General features: G+C 69.1%; 17 protein-coding genes and 1 tRNA gene. 3 read left to right on the top strand and 15 right to left on the bottom strand.

What is annotated here, in order from left to right:
* Nucleotides 1–373 precede the first annotated feature (373 nt).
* From K3M35_RS23695 to K3M35_RS23670, 7 genes are all read right to left on the bottom strand, one after another.
* Entirely contained in the window at nucleotides 374–571 is a 198-nt protein-coding gene (locus tag K3M35_RS23695; RefSeq protein WP_006552400.1) for a hypothetical protein, read from the bottom strand.
* Nucleotides 572–836: 265 nt separating this feature from the next.
* Nucleotides 837–912: transfer RNA gene (locus tag K3M35_RS23690), tRNA-Thr, on the bottom strand.
* Nucleotides 913–974: 62 nt separating this feature from the next.
* Nucleotides 975–2,162: a DNA polymerase III subunit delta' gene (locus K3M35_RS23685; RefSeq protein ID WP_220667070.1), complete on the bottom strand. Its 1,188-nt coding sequence runs from the start codon at nucleotides 2,160–2,162 to the stop codon at nucleotides 975–977.
* A gap of 4 nt (nucleotides 2,163–2,166) precedes the next feature.
* Nucleotides 2,167–2,736, bottom strand: a complete 570-nt coding sequence (locus K3M35_RS26750; protein ID WP_308257113.1) for a hypothetical protein — start codon at nucleotides 2,734–2,736, stop codon at nucleotides 2,167–2,169.
* A 138-nt stretch (nucleotides 2,737–2,874) separates the two neighbouring features.
* Nucleotides 2,875–5,850 (bottom strand): type I DNA topoisomerase, encoded by a 2,976-nt coding sequence (gene topA, locus K3M35_RS23680; RefSeq protein ID WP_259444403.1) that lies wholly within the window; start codon nucleotides 5,848–5,850, stop codon nucleotides 2,875–2,877.
* A gap of 93 nt (nucleotides 5,851–5,943) precedes the next feature.
* Nucleotides 5,944–6,549, bottom strand: coding sequence for a hypothetical protein (locus K3M35_RS23675; RefSeq protein WP_019290213.1), 606 nt, complete (start codon nucleotides 6,547–6,549; stop codon nucleotides 5,944–5,946).
* 162 nt (nucleotides 6,550–6,711) lie between these two features.
* Complete coding sequence (locus K3M35_RS23670; RefSeq protein WP_003935252.1) at nucleotides 6,712–6,915, bottom strand: cold-shock protein; 204 nt, start codon at nucleotides 6,913–6,915, stop codon at nucleotides 6,712–6,714.
* Between the two features lie 435 nt (nucleotides 6,916–7,350).
* Here K3M35_RS23670 and K3M35_RS23665 point away from each other — a divergent pair, with 435 nt between their 5' ends.
* Nucleotides 7,351–9,699 (top strand): DEAD/DEAH box helicase, encoded by a 2,349-nt coding sequence (locus tag K3M35_RS23665; RefSeq protein WP_220667068.1) that lies wholly within the window; start codon nucleotides 7,351–7,353, stop codon nucleotides 9,697–9,699.
* Nucleotides 9,700–9,863: 164 nt separating this feature from the next.
* On the opposite strand, the gene K3M35_RS23660 is transcribed toward K3M35_RS23665, so the two are convergent.
* The 7 genes from K3M35_RS23660 to ssd are packed head-to-tail and all read right to left on the bottom strand — an operon-like array spanning nucleotide 9,864 to nucleotide 14,474.
* Nucleotides 9,864–10,223: an Rv3654c family TadE-like protein gene (locus K3M35_RS23660; protein ID WP_024102822.1), complete on the bottom strand. Its 360-nt coding sequence runs from the start codon at nucleotides 10,221–10,223 to the stop codon at nucleotides 9,864–9,866.
* Nucleotides 10,220–10,594: a TadE family type IV pilus minor pilin gene (locus K3M35_RS23655; RefSeq protein ID WP_259444402.1), complete on the bottom strand. Its 375-nt coding sequence runs from the start codon at nucleotides 10,592–10,594 to the stop codon at nucleotides 10,220–10,222. The genes K3M35_RS23660 and K3M35_RS23655 overlap by 4 nt, the downstream gene beginning before the upstream one ends.
* A 9-nt stretch (nucleotides 10,595–10,603) precedes the next feature.
* Nucleotides 10,604–10,822, bottom strand: coding sequence for a DUF4244 domain-containing protein (locus tag K3M35_RS23650; protein ID WP_050993523.1), 219 nt, complete (start codon nucleotides 10,820–10,822; stop codon nucleotides 10,604–10,606).
* 46 nt (nucleotides 10,823–10,868) lie between these two features.
* A complete protein-coding gene (locus tag K3M35_RS23645) occupies nucleotides 10,869–11,444 on the bottom strand; it encodes a type II secretion system F family protein (protein ID WP_039586754.1) in 576 nt (191 codons plus the stop codon).
* The gene (locus K3M35_RS23640) at nucleotides 11,441–12,238 is read right to left on the bottom strand and encodes a type II secretion system F family protein (protein WP_220667067.1); all 798 of its coding nucleotides are present in this window, start codon (nucleotides 12,236–12,238) and stop codon (nucleotides 11,441–11,443) included. Before K3M35_RS23640 ends, K3M35_RS23645 begins: the two co-directional genes overlap by 4 nt.
* Nucleotides 12,235–13,407 (bottom strand): TadA family conjugal transfer-associated ATPase, encoded by a 1,173-nt coding sequence (locus tag K3M35_RS23635; protein WP_019290219.1) that lies wholly within the window; start codon nucleotides 13,405–13,407, stop codon nucleotides 12,235–12,237. The genes K3M35_RS23640 and K3M35_RS23635 overlap by 4 nt, the downstream gene beginning before the upstream one ends.
* Nucleotides 13,404–14,474 (bottom strand): septum site-determining protein Ssd, encoded by a 1,071-nt coding sequence (gene ssd, locus K3M35_RS23630; protein ID WP_220667066.1) that lies wholly within the window; start codon nucleotides 14,472–14,474, stop codon nucleotides 13,404–13,406. The genes K3M35_RS23635 and ssd overlap by 4 nt, the downstream gene beginning before the upstream one ends.
* Nucleotides 14,475–14,817: 343 nt before the next feature.
* Between ssd and K3M35_RS23625 the strand changes: the two genes are divergently transcribed.
* Nucleotides 14,818–15,672, top strand: a complete 855-nt coding sequence (locus K3M35_RS23625; protein ID WP_371850709.1) for an HAD family hydrolase — start codon at nucleotides 14,818–14,820, stop codon at nucleotides 15,670–15,672.
* A 448-nt stretch (nucleotides 15,673–16,120) separates the two neighbouring features.
* On the opposite strand, the gene K3M35_RS23620 is transcribed toward K3M35_RS23625, so the two are convergent.
* Nucleotides 16,121–16,870 (bottom strand): hypothetical protein, encoded by a 750-nt coding sequence (locus tag K3M35_RS23620; RefSeq protein WP_033097956.1) that lies wholly within the window; start codon nucleotides 16,868–16,870, stop codon nucleotides 16,121–16,123.
* 198 nt (nucleotides 16,871–17,068) lie between these two features.
* Between K3M35_RS23620 and acs the strand changes: the two genes are divergently transcribed.
* Complete coding sequence (acs, locus tag K3M35_RS23615) at nucleotides 17,069–19,000, top strand: acetate--CoA ligase (RefSeq protein ID WP_220667065.1); 1,932 nt, start codon at nucleotides 17,069–17,071, stop codon at nucleotides 18,998–19,000.
* Nucleotides 19,001–19,027: the final 27 nt, after the last annotated feature.

Here is a 19,027-nt window from a genome sequence, read left to right as displayed (position 1 = left end):
AGCAACAACCACCCACAAAAGTGAAGTGGCCGCACCAAATATTATTTGGCACTGACATTCATCGGCACACTGTTGAGTTCTCAAAGAACACGCACACACCATCGCTCCCGAACCTTCCGATTCGTTCACTCCGGGGTGACTGTTCATCCGAGGGCCTTCCGGCTCTCGGGCACGGCTCCAAACCTTACCAGAAGGTTTCGAACCAGTGAAATCTGCAGGCGCCTTCGTCCAACCTCGTTGTCCCGTTCCTCTCGGCCCGGGTCGGTGTCCGTGTCGCTCTGACCTGGAATAAGTTACGCGAACATCTCCCAGAACACCAAATCGCCAGTTCAGAGCTGGTTTATCGACTTACGAAGCGTCGTTGTGAGGGTGTTCAGGGGACCCAGTACTTCGCCGCGAGGTGCTGGACGATCGGATCGTCCTCGCCGGCCTGCTCCAGCATCGCGAGGTCGCTGCGGAGATCCATGAGGCGAGGGTCGTCCCCTTCGGCGTCGCCGATCGGCCGGCCTCCGTCCTCGGCGCGCTGCCGCAGGATCTTCTCCCGAACCCGGTCCTTCAACGACTCAGCCATGAGAGAAGCATGCTGCGCGGTGACGGGGTTGTCGAGGATTTCGGCGCCGTGTCCGAGACCGCTCTCGTGCGCGCCGATAGTCGCGGTCGCTTCGCGTCAACGGTCCTTGTCCCGGAAGACCCGGACGGCCATGGGCAGCACCACGGCGAGAGCACCGATGATCAGGACCAAGGAGAACAGTTCCATCAACATGTCTCCATCATCCGTGCGAATCGCACAGCGCGCAGAAACGTCGAAGGCCCCTCACCGTGGTGAGGGGCCTTCGTGGAGCTGCCTGTCGGAATCGAACCGACGACCTTTTCATTACGAGTGAAATGCTCTACCGACTGAGCTAAGGCAGCGAGCCTTTCGGCGTCCGAAGTCTAGCGGACTACCCCCACCCCGACGCAAACCGGCACTTCGGCTACCGGAACGCCGAGCTCAACCGGGCTGCGAGCGCCGCGAGAGCGAAGCGGGGTTTGACGTTCTGGGCGAGCGCCTCCCGGCAGTCGAGGATGGCCTCGATGCACTCGAGCAGCGACTCCGGCCGGGTCCTCGACGCGAGGTCGGCCGCACGATCCGACATGTCCGGATGGTTGAGCGTGACCCGCGATCCGAAGGCGTGCACCAGCGCGTCCCGATACAGACCGGCGAGATCGATAAGCGCTCTGTCCATGATGTCGCGCTCGGTTCGCGTCTTCCGCGACTTCTGAGTGCGTTCGAGTTCCTTGAGGACCCCGGCCGAACCGCGAAGCGCACCCGCAGCCCCCTTGCCGGTACCGCCGGCACCGAGAGCGGTCCTGAGCTCTTCGGTCTCGTGCTCGTCGCGCTCCGCACTGATCTCCTTCGCCTCGGTCTCGGCACTGCGTCCGAGATCGTCGGCTGCGGAGTAGGTGGTGGCGGGGCGCAGGACCGCGCCGGCGACAGCGAGGGCACGTGTCCGGTTGTCGCGGGCGCCCTCGTCGGTGGCCAGCCGTCGGGCCCGACCGACGTGGCCTGCACTGACGGATGCAGCCCACTGCGCCGTCTTCGGATCGATGCCGTCGGTGGCCTCGAGGACGCGCGCGATGGCGTCGGCGCTGGGAGTGACCAACCCGACGTGACGGCAGCGCGAGCGCAGCGTCACCGAGATGTCCTCGGGATCGATCGACGGCGCGCACAGGAGGAAGACCGTTCGCTGCGGCGGTTCCTCGACCACCTTCAGCAGCGCGTTCGCGGCTCCCTCGGTGAGGCGGTCGGCATCCTCGATCACCACGACCTGCCATCGTCCTGTGCTGGGACGCCGCGAGGCGACCTGCACGATGTCGCGCATCGACTTGACGCTGATCGTCAGTCCCTCGGGCACGACCCGCCGTACGTCGCCGTGGGTGCCTGCCATAGTGGTGGTGCAGGCGTGGCATCGCCCGCAACCGGGAGGCTCCTCGTCGGTGCACTGCAGGGCGGCTGCGAAACACAGCGCCGCGACCGAGCGACCGGACCCGGGAGGACCGGTGAACAGCCACGAGTGCGTCATCGCCGACCCGGTGTCGCCCCGACGGGCAGCTACCGCGGCCGCGACGAGTTCGGTCTCGACATCGCGTTGACCGACGAGACGATCGAAGACCCCGGGCATGCGCTCAGCCTAACGACCGGGTCCGACGGGTCCGGATCACGTGTCCGAAACGTTCAAGACGGCCGCACGTCCTCGGTCCCATCGTCGGCCATGACCATTCATTTCTCCGCCGTGGGGCTCGCCGTCGCCGATCTCGATCGGTCCTTCGCGTGCTATCGCATGCTCGGCCTCGACCTGCCCATCGAAGCACCCGAGGTACCGCCGAGCGACGACGCAGTGTCCTGTCGCTCCAGCCGAGGGTCGCGGCGACTTCCGAGACGGCCGTGCCGGAGGCCAGCGCCCGCGCGAGGGCGGCCATCGGATCGTGTGCGTCGACCGCACCTCGGACGGCGTCGACCAGTGCAGCGACGGGATCGTCCTTGGCTCGAACCGCGAGGAGCCGCACACGACATGACGGCCACAGATCGTCGAGCGGAACCCGTCGATCGGTCAGCTCGCTCGCGTCGACGCCGAAGAACGGCGGTCCCAGGCCGGGTTCGAACCGGACCGCCGTCAGCGGCGATCGGCCGGAGAACTGTGACGTCGCGTCCGGACCGGCGACGGGGAAGCCGTCGGCGTGCCGGATGAGGTCCATGCATCCGTCCGGCAACACGTGGGTTCCCCCCACGCAGGCACCGGCCCGGCTCGGATCGCCACAGTGTGACGCCGGGGATCCCCGACGGCAGTTCGCGGTCCACCCCGTGAGGTTATCCGCGTACGCCGACGGGAACCGTCAGTCCGTCGTCTTCTTCGCGGCGGCCTTCTTTGTCGTCTTCTTCGCCGCTGCCTTCTTGGCGGTGGTCTTCTTGGCGGTGGTCTTCTTGGCGGCCGTCTTCTTCGCCGCTGTCTTCTTCGCGGTCTTCTTGACGGGACCGCGTGCCCGACGGTCGGCGAGCAGTTCGGACGCCCGCTCGTCGGTGATGGACTCGACCTCGTCGCCCTTGCGCAGGCTCGCGTTCGTCTCACCGTCGGTGACGTACGGGCCGAACCGGCCGTCCTTGATCACCATCTGCTTGCCGCTGACCGGGTCGGTGCCCAGCTCGCGCAGCGGCGGCGTGGCGGCGGCCTGCCGGCCGCGGCGCTTCGGCTCCGCGTAGATCTTCAGCGCCTCGTCGAGCGTGATCGTGAAGATCTGCTCCTCGTTGGCGAGCGACCGCGAGTCGCTGCCCTTCTTCAGGTACGGACCGTAGCGGCCGTTCTGGGCGGTGATCTCGTCGCCAGACTCCGGATCGACACCCACCACGCGCGGCAGCGACAGCAGTTTCAGGGCGTCTTCCAGGGTGACCGTGGACAGGTCCATCGTCTTGAACAGCGAACCCGTGCGCGGCTTCGGACCGGTCTTCTTCGCGGGAGCCTTCTTCGCCGCCTTCTTGGCGACGGCCTTCTTGGTGGCGGTCTTCGTGCCGCCCTCTCCCTCCGAGCCGAGTTCATCGACGGGGATGGGCGTGACGTCCGGCTCCGGCTCCGGTTCGGGCTCGGGTTCCGGATCGGGGATCAGCTCGGTCACGTAGGGACCGAAGCGACCCTCCCGCGCGACGATCTCGTAGCCGGTCGACGGATCGACACCGAGGACACGTCCCTCCTGCGGCGTCGAGAAGAGTTTCTCGGCGTATTCGAGGGTGAGCTCGTCCGGCGGCAGGTCGTCGGGCAGATTCGCGCGCTGCGAGGTCGGCTCGGCGTCGGGGTTGTTCGGGTCGGTGACCATCCGTTCGAGGTACGGACCGAAGCGGCCCACACGCACGTGGATCTCGCGACCCTCGGAGTCGTCGAACAGACGGATGGAGTTGATCTCGCGGGCGTCGATGTCCTCGAGGTTCTCCCCCACCAGCTTCTTCAGGCCGCCCTTGCGCGCGACCGACTCCTCGTGACCGTCGTCGCTGCCGAAGTAGAACCGCGTCAGCCAGTCGGTGCGCTGCCGGTGACCGGAGGCGATCTCGTCGAGATCGTCCTCCATCCCGGCCGTGAAGTCGTAGTCGACGAGCTGGGCGAAGTGCGCCTCGAGCAGGCCGATGACGGCGAACGCCACCCACGACGGGACGAGCGCGCTGCCACGCTTGTAGACGTAGCCGCGGTCGAGGATGGTCTTGATGATCGACGCGTAGGTCGAGGGCCGGCCGATCCCGAGCTCTTCGAGCGTCTTGATCAGGCTCGCCTCGGTGTACCGGGCCGGCGGGTTGGTGGAGTGACCGTCCGGATCGAGCTTCGTCGCGGTGACCGAGGCACCCTCGGACAGGTTCGGCAGGCGCGACTCCGCGTCGTCCGACTGACCACCGGCTTCCTCGTCGACACTCTCGACGTATGCCTTGAGGAAGCCCGGGAACGTGATGGTGCGGCCCGACGACGAGAAGGTGCACTCCTCGCCGGTGCCCGCGGTGCCGGTGATGCGCAGCGTCAGCGTGGTGCCCCGCGCGTCGGCCATCTGGGAGGCGACGGTGCGCTGCCAGATGAGCTCGTAGAGCTTGAACTCGTCGCCGTCGAGGCGCGCGTGCAGCTCGCCGGGGGTCGCGAAGACGTCGCCGGCGGGACGGATCGCCTCGTGTGCTTCCTGCGCGTTCTTGACCTTGCGGGTGTACTGGCGCGGCGTCGGATGGACGAACTCGGCACCGTACAGCTGGGTGGCCTGTGCGCGGGCCGCCGCGATCGCCGACTCGGACAGCGTCGTCGAGTCGGTACGCATGTAGGTGATGTAGCCGTTCTCGTACAGACGCTGCGCGGTGCGCATGGTGCGCTCGGACGAGAACCGCAGCTTGCGGCCCGCCTCCTGCTGCAGCGTCGACGTCATGAACGGCGCGTAGGGCTTGCGGGTGTACGGCTTGCTCTCGGCCGACGACACCGTCAACGCGACACCGGCGAGTGCCTCCGCGAGGCGGCGGGCGCGGTCCTCGTCGAGGACGACGACACCGTTCGACTTCAGGTTCCCGTCGGGCCCGAAGTCGCGACCCGAGGCAACACGGGAACCGTCGACGCTGACCAGGCGGGCACCGAACGACCGGGGGCTCGCGTCGGCGCCGGCGTCCATCGTGGCCGCGATGTCCCAGTACTCGGCGGACTTGAACGCCATGCGCTCGCGTTCGCGCTGCACGATCACGCGGGTCGCCACCGACTGCACACGACCCGCCGACAGACGGGGCATGACCTTCTTCCACAGCACGGGACTGACCTCGTAGCCGTAGAGACGGTCGAGGATGCGGCGGGTCTCCTGCGCGTCGACCAGGTCGTTGTCGAGGTCGCGGGTGTTCTCGGCGGCCGCGCGGATAGCGGGCTCGGTGATCTCGTGGAAGACCATGCGCCGGACCGGCACCTTGGGCTTCAGGGTCTCGAGCAGGTGCCAGGCGATGGCCTCGCCCTCGCGGTCGGGGTCGGTGGCGAGGTAGAGCTCGTCGGCGTCCTTGAGCAGGCTCTTCAGCTCCGAGACCTTGGTCTTCTTGTCGGCGCTGACGACGTAGAGGGGTTCGAAGTCGTGATCGACGTCGACACCGAGGCGCGCCCACGACTCGCCCTTGTACTTGGCGGGGACGTCCGCGGCACCGCGCGGCAGGTCGCGGATGTGACCGACCGATGCCTCGACGACGTAGTCGCGGCCGAGGTAGGGGGCGATCTTCCTCGCCTTGGTCGGGGACTCGACGATCACGAGCCGACGCGTGCCCGACGAACCGCCCGCAGTGCTCTTCTCCCGTGCTGCCACCGTGCCGCCCGCACCTTCCCTCATTGCCGACATGTCGCCTTGTTCGAAGACATGTATACCGACCCGTTCCCCAGACGCGGCCACACACAGGGTCGCACATCCTCGGGGAACGGCTCTTCACAAGTGATGATCACCCGGTTCCACGTGCGGCCAGATCCGTCGTGCCGCGTCGGCGTCCGGAGGTGCACCGATGTTCTCGACGAGCCTCGTCAGACGCCTCCGGCCGGAGATCCTCAACCCCGGTCCACCGGTGCCGTGCGTACCGATCAGGGTCGGTGCGATGCCGGCGCGCATGAGCGCCTGCGCCAGAACTGCATGAGTGTCGGGAGCCGTCGCATCCAGACCAAGAACATACTGTGCTCCCTCGACCTCCATGCGACCGGACGCGAGGAACCACGCCCGCTGGGCCCGCGAGGACGGGACCCAGCCGGTCGGGACCGTCTTGCCGTCGTCGCTGCTCCACTGGGTCGCGAGCGGGACGAGAGCGGGGTCGACGGATGTGCTGACGGTGAACAGCTCGCCGTCGACGGCGATGTCCGCCTCGACTCCCGTGTCGGTCACGAGCTGCCCGATCGCACGGGCGCGCCATTCGGCGTCGACCTCCACGGTCAGCACCGCGCCGTCGTCGGTGAGACGCGCACGTCCGTGTGCCGCGAGCAGGCCGCTCAGGTCGGCCAGGGCCGGCGGCATCGTGTCGGCCCCGAAGAAGGACAGTTGACTCACGGGTCCTCCTCTCCCGGCTCCGTGAGCGCGACGAGGCGGTGAGGTCCCACGACCGGTTCGCGCACACGTCCCGGAAATGCATCGTCCCCCATCACCTGAGGCGACGGGGGACGATCGGGCGAGGTGGTTGACCTTGCCCGGTTGCTCGCTCGAGCGGGTGGATCAGAGTGCGCGCACGCCGGTGGCCTGCGGGCCCTTGGTGCCCTGACCGACCTCGAACTCGACTCGCTGGTTCTCCTCGAGGGTGCGGAAGCCGGAACCCTGGATCTCGGAGTAGTGAACGAACACGTCGGCGGAGCCGTCCTCAGGAGCGATGAAGCCGAAGCCCTTCTCCGCATTGAACCACTTCACAGTGCCCTGTGCCATGCTTTTCCTTCTCTTTCTAACACCGGATTCGACGAACCGCCGGGTACGCGATCCGCCAGGTCCCGGTTCCGACCGCTGTACTTCTCGAGTCCCCCGTTGGAAGAGCTAAAGCACCGCGCTCGCAACCATCGATCCTGCGAGCGTGCACTTTTCCAAGTCTACGAACACAGAAGCTGCGACCGGGTGTCAGTCAACCACGTTCTGGGCACGCGCAACAGTAGGAATGGGCACAAACGTGCCAATTCCCTGATCTTGTTCATGTCTCGGTAGCATTACCCACGGGTAGCTGTTGCTCCCATGTTACGGGAGGCCACTGTGGCCCCACTCGTCCCGGACCCGGGTCTCCCGCATCCGACACAGCCTCGCCGTATCCGACACATTCCTATCCGACAGACGTTTTCGACAGACACCTCGTCCGACCCAGCGGAGTACTGCGTGACCGGCTCGCCCTTCCTCCACAACGGCGACGCCACCGCCCCCACCTACGGTCGCGAGCTGCTCGACCGGCTGCTCGCCGGCACCCCGACGGGCGAGTCACCGCTGACCCACGTCGCAGAGATCCCGGCCCGGCCCGCCCACCACAGCGACTGGCCGCAGTGGGCGCACGAGGACGTCGTCCGGGCCTTCCGCGACCAGGGCGTCGAGCGTCCCTGGCACCACCAGGCGAGCGCCGCCGACATCGCGGCCGGCGGGGAGAACGTGGTGGTGTCCACCGGCACCGCGTCGGGCAAGTCGGTCGCCTACCAGCTGCCCGTCCTGAGCGCGCTCGCCGACGACCCGCAGGCCACCGCTCTCTACCTGTCGCCCACCAAGGCCCTCGGCGCCGACCAGCTGCGCGCGGTCACCGAACTGACCTCCGACATCGACGGCCTGTCGACCGTGTGCGCGTGTGCCTACGACGGCGACACCTCCACCGAGATCCGGCAGTGGACGCGCCGGCACTCGCGCTGGATCTTCACCAATCCCGACATGCTGCACCTGTCGCTGTTGCCCGCCCACGCACGATGGGCCCGGCTGTGGCGCCGCCTGCGGTACGTCGTCGTCGACGAATGCCACTCCTACCGGGGTGTGTTCGGCTCGCACGTCGCCCTGATCCTGCGTCGGCTCCGGCGCGTGGCCCGCCGGTACGGCGCTGATCCCGTCTTCGTCCTCGCCTCCGCGACGACCGCGGAACCGGGGGCAGCGGCGTCCCGGCTCATCGGAGCACCCTGCCGCGAGATCACCGAGGACGGCTCGCCGCACGGACCCCGCACGGTCGCGATGTGGGAGCCGCCCCTGCTGCGCGAACTCACGGGCGAACACGGCGCCCCGGTGCGGCGGGCCGCCGGGACCGAGGCCGCGCGCCTTCTCGCCGACCTCGTCGTCGAGGGTGCCCGCACCCTGGCGTTCGTCCGGTCGCGTCACGGCGCCGAGCTCACGGCCATGGGTGCACGTCGGCTTCTCGCCGAGGCGGCACCGGATCTCGTCGACCGGGTGGCGGCCTACCGGGCGGGCTACCTCGCCGAGGACCGGCGCGACCTCGAGGCCGCGCTCTCCGACGGCCGTCTGCTCGGCGTCGCCAGCACCAACGCCCTCGAACTCGGCGTGGACATCGCCGGTCTGGACGCGGTGATCGTCGCCGGATTCCCGGGCACGGTCGCGTCCTTCCGTCAGCAGGGCGGTCGCGCCGGTCGCCGCGGGCAGGGTTCGCTCGTCGTGCTGGTCGCGCGGGACGATCCGCTCGACACCTATCTCGTGCACCATCCGCAGGCACTGCTCGACCGGCCGGTCGAGACGACAGTCACCGATCCGAACAATCCATACGTGCTCGGGCCCCAACTTCTCTGCGCCGCATCGGAACTGCCGATCAGCGATGCCGAGGTCGAGGAGTTCGGCGCGCTCGACGTCCTCACGGACCTCGCGGAGCAGGGACTGATCCGCCGCCGCCCGCACGGCTGGTTCGTCACCCCGGGAACGCAACCGCACGGCGATGTCGAGATCCGCGGCGGGATCGGCCGCCAGGTCTCGATCGTCGAGGGCGACACCGGTCGCATGCTCGGCACCGTCGACGCCGCCCGCGCCCCCGCGACCGTCCATCCCGGAGCTGTGCACCTGCACCAGGGTGAGACCGTCGTCGTCGACGAGTTGTATCTCGAGGACGGCATCGCCCTCGTGCACGCCGAGGACCCGGAATGGTCGACGAGCGCACGCGAGATCACCGACATCTGTTGCATCTCCGTCGACGAACACCGCGAGTTCGGACCCGTCACCGTCGCGTCCGTGGGGGTCGAGGTGACGCACCGGGTGGTCGGCTATCTGCGCCGCCTGCCGTCCGGAGAGGTGCTCGACCAGATTCCCCTCGACATGCCCGAGCACACGCTCGACACCCGCGCGGTGATGTACACGATCGACCCCGACCTGCTCGACCGGATCGGGGTGACCCCCGATCGCGTGCCCGGGGCACTCCACGCCGCCGAGCACGCCGCGATCGGCCTGCTCCCCCTGCTCGCGACGTGCGATCGGGGCGACATCGGCGGCGTCTCCACCGATCTGCACCCCGACACCGGGCTGCCCACCGTCTTCGTCTACGACGGACAGCCCGGCGGCGCCGGATTCGCCGAACGCGGATACCACCGGATCACCAAGTGGCTCAGCGCGACCCGCGATGCGGTCGCGGCCTGCGAATGTGCCGCCGGATGCCCGTCGTGCGTGTACTCCCCCAAGTGCGGGAACGGCAACGATCCGCTCGACAAGTCCGGGGCGGTCGCCGTCCTCGATGCCGTCCTCGCTGCGATCGAGGGGTGACGGCGATTCAGGCCACCGGCGCGCCTACTCGGCCGGATCCGGGACGGGAACGGCTGCCAGCAGCCGCTTCGTGTACGGGTCGGGCGGCAACCGCTGGATGCGAGCACAGGCAAGCAACGAGCGCGAATGCGCTGGATACGGCCGCGAGCGACCGCCGACGGGCCTCATCGGGCAGGACCGGCTCGCGCGACGGCCGTCGCCTCCTTGCCGCCGAAGAGAGCCGACACCTCGGCGGTGACCTCGACGAGCGCATCCCACTCTTCGATCTCGCAGCGCCGCAATCGTACTCGCATCCGTGTGGTGATCGCCTCGCTCGCCTCGCAAGCCTCCACGACCCCGCGGTCCAGTGCCGAGGCGACCGCCACCGCCGCCAGGTCGGCCGCCGCCTGCGCACGATGACGTGCGACGACGACCGACCCGACGTGCAGCAACGTGGCCGTGATCGCGATGAGTCCGGCCATCACGGCGCAGCCGATCACACTCGCGCTCCCGTCGTCGCCGAGGAGGGACGGGCCCGACCTCATCGCGTTCCTTCCGGCTCGCGCACCGCCACCGCCTCGGCCGTGAGGGTCAGCAACGGGAGCAGCGGACTCCCCGCAGTCACGACCGCCACGATCAGATCTCCTTCCTCGCGTACGGCCACGCGTGCGTCCGGAGGCGCGACTCGCGTGGCCACATCGACCGCCCTCGCTTGATCTCCCCGCGCGGCGAGGCGGGCGGCTTCACGGGCGGCGTCATGGCACCGCACCTGGTACGCGATGCCCAGCACCGCGCCGAGGCACAGCACGAGCACCGTGACCAGGCTTGCGACGGCGAGAGCCGCTTCGACGGTGACCCCGCCTTCGTCCTCACGAACGAAAGCGCGTAACCAGCGTCGTCCGAGCATCTTTCGCATGCGTCGGTATCACACCGCCGTGTTCAGGGCACGCTCGACGATGCCCGTCAGCGCGGACACGATCGAATCGCCGGTCACCACGGTGTACAGCACCGCCCCGAAAGCCGCCGCCGCGATGGTCCCGATCGCATATTCCGCCGTCGACATGCCGTCGTCCTGCACGACGAGCCCGCCGAGGCGACCACGCAGACCGTGTGCGAACGCTTCGGTCACTGTTCGTTTCCCCATCTTCCGTCCCTCCCATCCGAGCGGCGCGGACCGTCCGCGCCGACGTTCACATCAGCCCCGCACCCAGGACGTCCCGCGCCAGGCCGACGACGACCGGCACGATGCCCAGGCACACGAAGGCCGGCAGAAAGCACAGACCGAGCGGCCCGCTCACGAGTACTCCGGCCCGATCGATCTCGGCGGCGACCCGGTCCTCCGTCTCGGCGCGATGCCGGACCGCGAGTTCGGCGACGGTGTCCGACAGGGGCGCACCGGATTTCGCGGATCGTCGTGCCGCGCGGGCGAAATCGTCCAGCGCGTCGACCGCTCCCGAACCTCCCCACGCATCGGCCGGATCGGCTCCGAGCGCCAATCGGTCGGCACCTCTCCGCAACGCCGCCGCGAGGTCAGGTGGAGCGGATTCCGCGACGACCCGCGCCGCAGAACCGGCGGGCATCCCTGCGCGCAGACACGCCGCGAAGAGATCGAAGGCAGCGGGAAACGCGTGCGGGTCGGTCTCGGGTTTAGTTGTATCCGACTCGGCAGCAAGGGTTCTCGTGGAGAACAAGCGGGTGGTTCCACGAGGGGTCGGTGCGACGACGAGAGAGGCCGCTCCCAGCAACACCGCCCACGTCGCGCTCATGCCCTCACCCGTGCCGCGATCCGGTCCGTCCACAGCAGACCCACACAGACCAGCGCAGTGCCGACCACGAGCATGACGCCGCCGAGCCCACCGGCGAGGAGGATGCCGAGCGGAGTAGCGCCCATGAGTTGCCCGAGACCCACCCCGAGCACCGGCAGTCCCGCCAGAACCGTCGCCGTGGCCCGAGCACCGGCAAGTCCGGCCTCCGTACGGGCACGGATCCGCATACGCGCGGCCAGATCGATACGCGCGGCCCCGAGCAGTTCGGCGAGGGCGAGACCGTGGCGGTCGGAGACGGCCCACGCATCGGCGACACGACCCAGACTGTCGGCGACACCATTCGAGGATGCTGTGGCCGAACGTAGTCCGTGTGCCGCCGACCCGCCGAGTCGCGCCCGGGCCGCAGCGACCCGGAAGGCACCGGCGACGGACCCGGCCGTCTCCCGGGCCGCCGTCTCGCACGCGTCGGCGGGATGCGTCCCCACCCGCAGATCGGCGATCACGGTGTCGAGTCCCGACAGCAACATCCGTCGTTGCCGATCGAGCTCAGCAGCGCGGCGCCGGGCTCGGCGACGCCACACCGCGGTCGTCGCGACGGTCGCGCCGGCCACAGACGGTGTGATTCCCGCCCACACCACAACCGTCGCGAGCACGACGACCATCACCCCGACGACTAGGGCGCGCGGTATCGGGCGCGGCGCCGCGCCGGGCACCCCGCGTCGCAGTCGACGGCGGGCCGAGGACGACGGCAGGACGAACAGCGCCGCCGCGAGGCACAGGATCGTCGCGTTCACGGCGCATCCCGTCGACGCAGGATCCGCTCGAGGGCGTCCATGCCGTGCTCGTCGCCCCTGTCGTGGGTCCATGCCGGTGTGACGATCACGCCTGCGACGGGGTCCCGCTCGACCACGCCGATCCCCACCAGACGTCGCGCTCCGTCGCTGCCGCGGTGGACGTGCAGGATCACCTGCACCGCGGCGACGAGCTGGCTGTGCAGCGCCGCTCGATCGAGGCCGCCGAGTGCGGCGAGAGCCTCGAGTCGCGCGGGCACCTCGTCGGGCGAATTGGCGTGCACGGTCCCTGCGCCGCCGTCGTGACCCGTGTTCAGCGCGGTCAGAAGATCGACGACCTCGGCGCCTCTCACCTCGCCGATGACGATGCGGTCCGGTCGCATCCGCAGCGCCTGCCGCACGAGATCGCGGACGGTGACCTCGCCGACGCCCTCCACGTTGGGTGCCCGTGCCACGAGGCGCACCACGTGCGGGTGGGCCGGGACCAGTTCGGCGGCGTCCTCGACACAGACGATGCGTTCGGCCGGATCCACCGCGCCGAGCAGCGCCGCGAGCATCGTCGTCTTGCCCGCACCCGTGCCGCCGACGACGAGGAAGGCCAGGCGCGCGCGGACGATGCGCAGCAGCAACCGATAGGCGACCTCGGAGACCGCACCGCGATCCCGCAGTGCTTCGAGTCCCTGGGTCGTGGGCCGCAGGACCCGCAGTGACAGGCACGTCCCGGCCTGCGCGACCGGGGAGAGCACCGCGTGCAGCCGGACACCGAACTCACCGTGCCCGGGCAACCTGCCGTCGACCCACATCTGGGCGTCGTCGAGCCGACGCCCGGCGAACAGCGCCAATCGCTGCGCGAGTCGTCTGACCGCGGCCTCGTCGGGGAAGGTGACCTCGGTCAGGTGCAGCCCGTTGCCACGATCCACCCAGACGCGATCGGGCGCGGTGACGAGCACGTCGGTCACGGCCGGGTCTGCCAGCAGATCCTCGAGCGGGCCCGCACCGGTCAGTTCGGTCTGCAGATGCCGCAGTGCCGCAAGCAGATCGGAGTCTCCGAGTACTCCACCGGATTCCGCGCGCAGGGCTGCGGCGACGCGGGTCGGAGTGAGCTCCCCGGTCTCGTCGGCCAGCCGGTCGCGGACCCGCGAAAGGAGGTCGTCCCCGAGGGTCCCGGTCATGCCGCACCTCCCGGGCCGGCGCGGTCGGCCCCGACGGCCGCCAGCACGTCGTGCGCCGCACCGAGCAACGGCGAGCGTGACCGCAGCCGCAGGCCCCCGCGTTCGAGCATCTCGCTCAAGCCCGGCTCGGGACGCATCGAGGTGAGCACGTCCAGGCCCACCGCGTCGGACACGTCGACGGCTCGCAAGCCACCGGGTGCGGGCCCGCGGACGACGACTCCGGCCGGTTCACCCCGCGCCGCGAGCGTGCGGGCGACCCGGGTAGCGGAGAGCACCGCACCGATCCGGGCCGGCACGACGACCACGGTGAGGTCGGCCAGTGCGATCACCGCGTCGGCGACCGGGTCGAAGCTGCGCCCCACATCGCAGACGACGGTTGCTCCCGCTCCGCGCACCCCGTCGACGACCGACTCTGCGGCGACGGCGGTGAGCCGATCGGTGTTCTCGCGGTCGGTGGACAGGACGCCCACCCCGGATGCCCATACGGGTACGGCGTCGCGCAGGGCACGCGCCGAGACCCGTCCACCGTCGACGGTGAGACCGGACCACCGCACTCCCGGACACTCCTCGAGACCGGTCAGGACGTCGAGTCCCGCGCCGAACGGATCGGCGTCGACGAGCAGGGTGTCGCGTCGTTCGTCGTTCCCCGCGGCCCAGGCGAGTGCGGCGGCGAAGGTCGACGCGCCCGCTCCCCCGCATCCTCCGACGACCGCGAGGACGGTGCCGGCACCCGTCGAGGGCTCGTCAGCGGCCGCGACGATCGAGAGCAGTTCCACCTCCTCGGACGGGAGGGCGAGGACGTGTTCGGCGCCGACGGTCGCGGCGGCCTGCCAGTCCGCCAGTCCGGCCGTCCCGCTGCACACGAGGATCACGCCGGGGCGGCGGGGATATCCGGCCGCGCATGCCGCTGCGGCGGACGCATCGAGGACGACGATCGCCGCGTCGGTCCACGCCCTGCGGGGCACCGGCACGGACATCTCGTGCAGTGTGCGGTCGGCCGCCGCGACCACACGATGGAGGTCGGCGACCAGCGCGGGATCGTCGACCAGTCCGAGGATGTCGTTCATGCCCGACAGGCTGCCCCGCTACGGGGTCGTGAGTGTCGCGGAAACGGCCTCGGAAGCCCCGCCTGTGGATGGATCAGGGGCCTGTGGACAACCCGGCCGTGCGCACCCTCGTCGCACCTGTGCGCAGGTCGGCGGGTGTAGAAGACAGTACGGAGACGTGCGGAAAAGGCCTCGGACAAAGCGACAGCCCTCGCCAGGGGGGAGGAGGCGAGGGCCGTCTGCGTTCAGCCCCGGGGGGTCGGGCTGAACACAACCCGAGTATCGACCCGGGCATTCGCGATAGTACACCGCTAGGCGCGACTGCTTGCAACTTCAAACACCGGCGCGGCGCGCCCCTATTGTGGTGGTCGTGACCGATACGTCCGTGAATCCGTCCCGACCGGCCCCGTCGACGGGGGGCTCACCGGACTCGGCTCGCATCGCAGCGTTCTTCGATCTCGACAAGACCGTCATCGCCAAGTCGAGCGTGCTGGCGTTCACCCGGCCGTTCTTCGAGGAGGGTCTCCTCAGCCGCCGGGCCGTGCTGCAGAGCACCTACGCCCAGCTCCTCTACCTGTTGTCGGCGGCCGATCAGGCCCGGGTAGACCGGATGCGAGAACACATCGCGCACATGTGCAAAGGATGGGATGTCGAGCAGGTCGGATCGATCGTCGAGAAGACCCTGCAGGACGTCGTGACACCGCTCGTCTACGCGGAGGCGAAGGATCTGATCGCCGATCACCGGGCCCGCGGTCACGACGTGATCATCGTGTCCGCATCCGGCCAGGAAGTGGTGACTCCGATCGCCCGGACACTCGGTGCCTCCCACAGCACGGGGAGCCGGATGCGGATCGTCGACGGCCGCTACGCCGGCGAGCTCGAGTTCTACTGCTTCGGGGAGGCGAAGGCGGTCGCGATCCGCGAGCTCGCCGAGCAGTACGGTTACGATCTCTCCCGCAGCTACGCGTACTCCGATTCGGCCACCGACCTGCCGATGTTGCTGGAGGTCGGCAATCCGCGCGCGGTCAACCCCGACCGCCCGCTGCGCCGGGAAGCAAACGAAAACGGTTGGCCTGTTCTCACTTTCGCCCGGCCCGTACCGCTCGGACGTCGTGCCCGTCCGTCGCCGCGCGCCCTGGCGACGCTCGCCGCGACCCTCGGAGCGACCGCACTGATACTGGGTGCCACCCGCCGACTGGCCAAGCGCCGGATGCGTTGACACTCAGGGTCACTCGCCGCGAAATCGAGAACAAACATTGCCGTCGGGGGCTTGCCGACATCTCGCGGACGGGGTAGAAAGGAGTTACGGAAGGACGGAAGGCCAAGACCGAATCGGAAGAGAAGATTCGATCTCCCGACTGTTCTTCCCAGCACGGACACCGAGTACCCACGCGAAGCCGATGCCACTATAAGGGCACGAGTGTTGTGGGCCTGCGAGTTCCGGATTTTCGAAGACGAGTACCCCGCACCCGTTGCGAGGACGAATCGACGATACCCGGATCATCGCCGAGGCCGTTGAATCACAACCCATTTCAGCACGCATGGTAACTCGAACCGCCCGTGCTAGCGGGTGGCGGAATCGATCTCGATCGATATGCCACCCGCTTTCGCGTGCAGGGGGTTTCGCGTACAGGCCGCGATTCGGCCGGCGAAGCCCCGCCCGGCACTCAGCCGGCGAACGCCTCGGCGATCGAGCCGGCCTCACGAGCCCCGGCCTCGAGCGACCCACAGCAGAAGAGCACCCAGCCGCCGACGCCCTCCACGGTTCCCGCCCCGAATCCGGCGACCCCGTCGCGGTAGGCCTGCAACCGGCGCATCCAATGGACCTCCGGTACGCCCAGATTGCGCGTATCGAGTCCGGACGCGACGCACACGAGCCGGGACGCGGCCCGCGCCACGATACCGTCGGCGACCCCGAAGGGCTTCAGGACGGACAGTTCACCGTGCACGACCGCAGCGAGAACGGGCGCCGGGGCGTTCGTCCCCCCGGTGACGAGTTGCGCGAGCCCGTCGAGACGCTCGGCGACCCCCGGCTCCGTCCGCGGACGACCCAGCTCCTCGGCGTCCTCCACGAGATCCGCGGCAGCGAGAAGGTGCAGGCGGGCCAGTGCCTGAAGCGGGGCACGTCGCCACGTCGCGACCATGTTGTCGAGCGCGTCGCCGTCGAGCGACTGCGCGACCCGCAGCGCTCCGGCCAGGATCGGATCGCCACTCTCCCCCGGCTGCGGAAGTTCCATCGACCCGCCGTCGATCGACGCCGAGGCGCGGGCGGCCCGCACCGATGCCTCCGCGGCGGTGTTCGCCCAACCACGCCGATTGGTTCGATGACGATGCACCTCCGCGAGCGCGTCGCGGGCACGGTCGGCGGCGTCGCGTACGCCCGGAAGGTCGACGAGAGGCTGAAGAGGGTCGGTCACGCCGACGACGGTACCGGCGCACACGCGGTGGACGGACGAGAGGTTCACCGGTCGTGCCCGAATGCCGTTCGTCGCGCGAATTCGACCGATGAGCGAAAGTGACGGGGTTGCATATCGATGCAACGGTGCGGCGCCGGTCACAGATGATTACGCTCACAAGAGCCCGAATGGAACCATCCCGGAAAGAGGCCCCGCACCATGACGAGCGCAGCCCAGGAGCACGAATCGAAGGCGTACCCGCCGAGCCCGGAGTTCACCGCCACGGCCAACGCCGGTCCGGAACTGCAGGCCGCGGCCGACGCCGATCGGCTCGGATTCTGGGACGAACAGGCGAAACGACTCGACTGGGCGGAGCCCTGGACGGAAGTGCTCGACTGGTCGAACGCACCGCTGGCGAAGTGGTTCGTCGGCGGCAAGCTCAACGTCGCCTACAACTGCGTCGACCGGCACGTCGAGGCCGGTAACGGCGATCGGGTCGCCATCCACTTCGAGGGCGAGCCCGGCGACAGCCGGTCGCTGACCTACAACGACCTCCTCGCCGAGGTCTCCCGCGCCGCGAACACCTTCACCGAGCTCGGCCTGGTCGCCGGCGATCGCGTCGCGATCTACATGCCGATGATCCCCGAGGCCATCGTCACCATGCTCGCGTGCGCGCGCCTCGGCCTGACCCACTCGGTGGTGTTCGGCGGCTTCTCGTCGTCGGCGCTGCGGTCGCGCATCGACGATGCGCAGGCCAAGCTGCTCGTCACCGTGGACGGGCAGTGGCGGCGCGGCCAGGCCGCGCCGCTCAAGAACGCCGCCGACGAGGCCGTCGCCGACGCAAAGTCGATCGAGCACGTGCTGGTCGTCGCGCGCACCGGCATCGACGTGGAGTGGACCGAAGGGCGAGACCTGTGGTGGCACGAGACCGTCGAGAAGGCCTCCCCCGAGCACGAAGCGCAGCCGTTCGACTCCGAGCACCCGCTGTTCATCCTGTACACCTCGGGCACCACGGGTAAGCCCAAGGGCATCATCCACAGCTCGGGTGGCTACCTGACGCAGGCGTCGTACACCCACCACTACGTCTTCGACCACAAGCCGGGCAAGGACGTCTACTGGTGCACCGCCGACATCGGCTGGGTCACCGGCCACAGCTACATCGTCTACGGCCCGCTGAGCAACGGTGTCACCCAGGTCGTCTACGAGGGCACCCCCAACTCGCCGAACGAGCACCGGCACTTCGAGATCATCGAGAAGTACGGGGTGTCGATCTACTACACCGCCCCGACGCTGATCCGCACGTTCATGAAGTGGGGTCGCGAGATCCCCGACGCCCACGACCTGTCGTCGATCCGTCTGCTCGGCAGCGTCGGCGAGCCGATCAACCCGGAGGCGTGGCGCTGGTACCGCGAGGTCATCGGCGCGGATTCGGCCCCGATCGTCGACACCTGGTGGCAGACCGAGACCGGCGCGATCATGATCTCGCCGCTGCCCGGCATCACGGCCACCAAGCCCGGCTCGGCGATGGCGCCGCTGCCCGGTATCTCCGCGAAGATCGTCGACGACGAGGCCACCCCGCTCGGCGCGGGCGGTAACGGCTATCTGGTGCTCGATCAGCCGTGGCCGGCGATGCTGCGCGGCATCTGGGGCGACGAGCAGCGTTACCGCGAGACCTACTGGTCGCGCTACGCCGAGCAGGGCTGGTACTTCGCCGGCGACGGTGCGCGTTACGACGACGACGGAGCGCTGTGGGTGCTCGGCCGCGTCGACGATGTCATGAACGTCTCCGGTCACCGCATCTCCACCTCGGAGGTCGAATCCGCGCTCGTGTCGCACCCGTCTATCGCCGAGGCCGCGGTCGTCGGCGCGGCGGACGAGACCACCGGCCAGGGCATCGTCGCGTTCGTGATCCTGCGCGAGCACGTCGAGAACACCGGCGACACGCTCATCAAGGAACTGCGCGATCACGTGGCGGTGGAGATCTCCCCGATCGCCAAGCCCCGTCAGATCACCGTTGTGCCGGAACTGCCGAAGACCCGGTCGGGCAAGATCATGCGCCGCCTGCTGCGCGACGTCGCCGAGGGCCGCGAGCTCGGCGACACCTCGACGCTCGTCGATCCGGCCGTCTTCGACGCGATCCGCGGCAAGTAGCCGACCGCGAAAGGCCCCTTCCGGATC

The organism is Rhodococcus sp. DMU2021, from assembly GCF_019641445.1.
Taxonomy (GTDB): Bacteria; Actinomycetota; Actinomycetes; order Mycobacteriales; family Mycobacteriaceae; genus Rhodococcus; species Rhodococcus pyridinivorans.
Note: the sequence above shows the minus strand (reverse complement) of the source record. Positions and strands in the feature narration are given on the sequence as shown.

Excerpts from the sequence above, each read along its gene's own strand:
- K3M35_RS23645 (WP_039586754.1), bottom strand. The coding sequence starts at position 11,444 with ATGAGCGCGACGTGGGCGGTGTTGCTGGGAGCGGCCTCTCTCGTCGTC.
- K3M35_RS23635 (WP_019290219.1), bottom strand. The coding sequence starts at position 13,407 with ATGACCGGGACCCTCGGGGACGACCTCCTTTCGCGGGTCCGCGACCGG.
- acs (WP_220667065.1), top strand. The coding sequence starts at position 17,069 with ATGACGAGCGCAGCCCAGGAGCACGAATCGAAGGCGTACCCGCCGAGC.
- K3M35_RS26750 (WP_308257113.1), bottom strand. The coding sequence starts at position 2,736 with ATGGACCTCATCCGGCACGCCGACGGCTTCCCCGTCGCCGGTCCGGAC.
- K3M35_RS23670 (WP_003935252.1), bottom strand. The coding sequence starts at position 6,915 with ATGGCACAGGGCACTGTGAAGTGGTTCAATGCGGAGAAGGGCTTCGGC.
- K3M35_RS23685 (WP_220667070.1), bottom strand. The coding sequence starts at position 2,162 with ATGCCCGGGGTCTTCGATCGTCTCGTCGGTCAACGCGATGTCGAGACC.
- topA (WP_259444403.1), bottom strand. The coding sequence starts at position 5,850 with ATGAGGGAAGGTGCGGGCGGCACGGTGGCAGCACGGGAGAAGAGCACT.
- K3M35_RS23650 (WP_050993523.1), bottom strand. The coding sequence starts at position 10,822 with ATGGGGAAACGAACAGTGACCGAAGCGTTCGCACACGGTCTGCGTGGT.
- K3M35_RS23660 (WP_024102822.1), bottom strand. The coding sequence starts at position 10,223 with ATGAGGTCGGGCCCGTCCCTCCTCGGCGACGACGGGAGCGCGAGTGTG.
- ssd (WP_220667066.1), bottom strand. The coding sequence starts at position 14,474 with ATGAACGACATCCTCGGACTGGTCGACGATCCCGCGCTGGTCGCCGAC.
- K3M35_RS23655 (WP_259444402.1), bottom strand. The coding sequence starts at position 10,594 with ATGCGAAAGATGCTCGGACGACGCTGGTTACGCGCTTTCGTTCGTGAG.
- K3M35_RS23695 (WP_006552400.1), bottom strand. The coding sequence starts at position 571 with ATGGCTGAGTCGTTGAAGGACCGGGTTCGGGAGAAGATCCTGCGGCAG.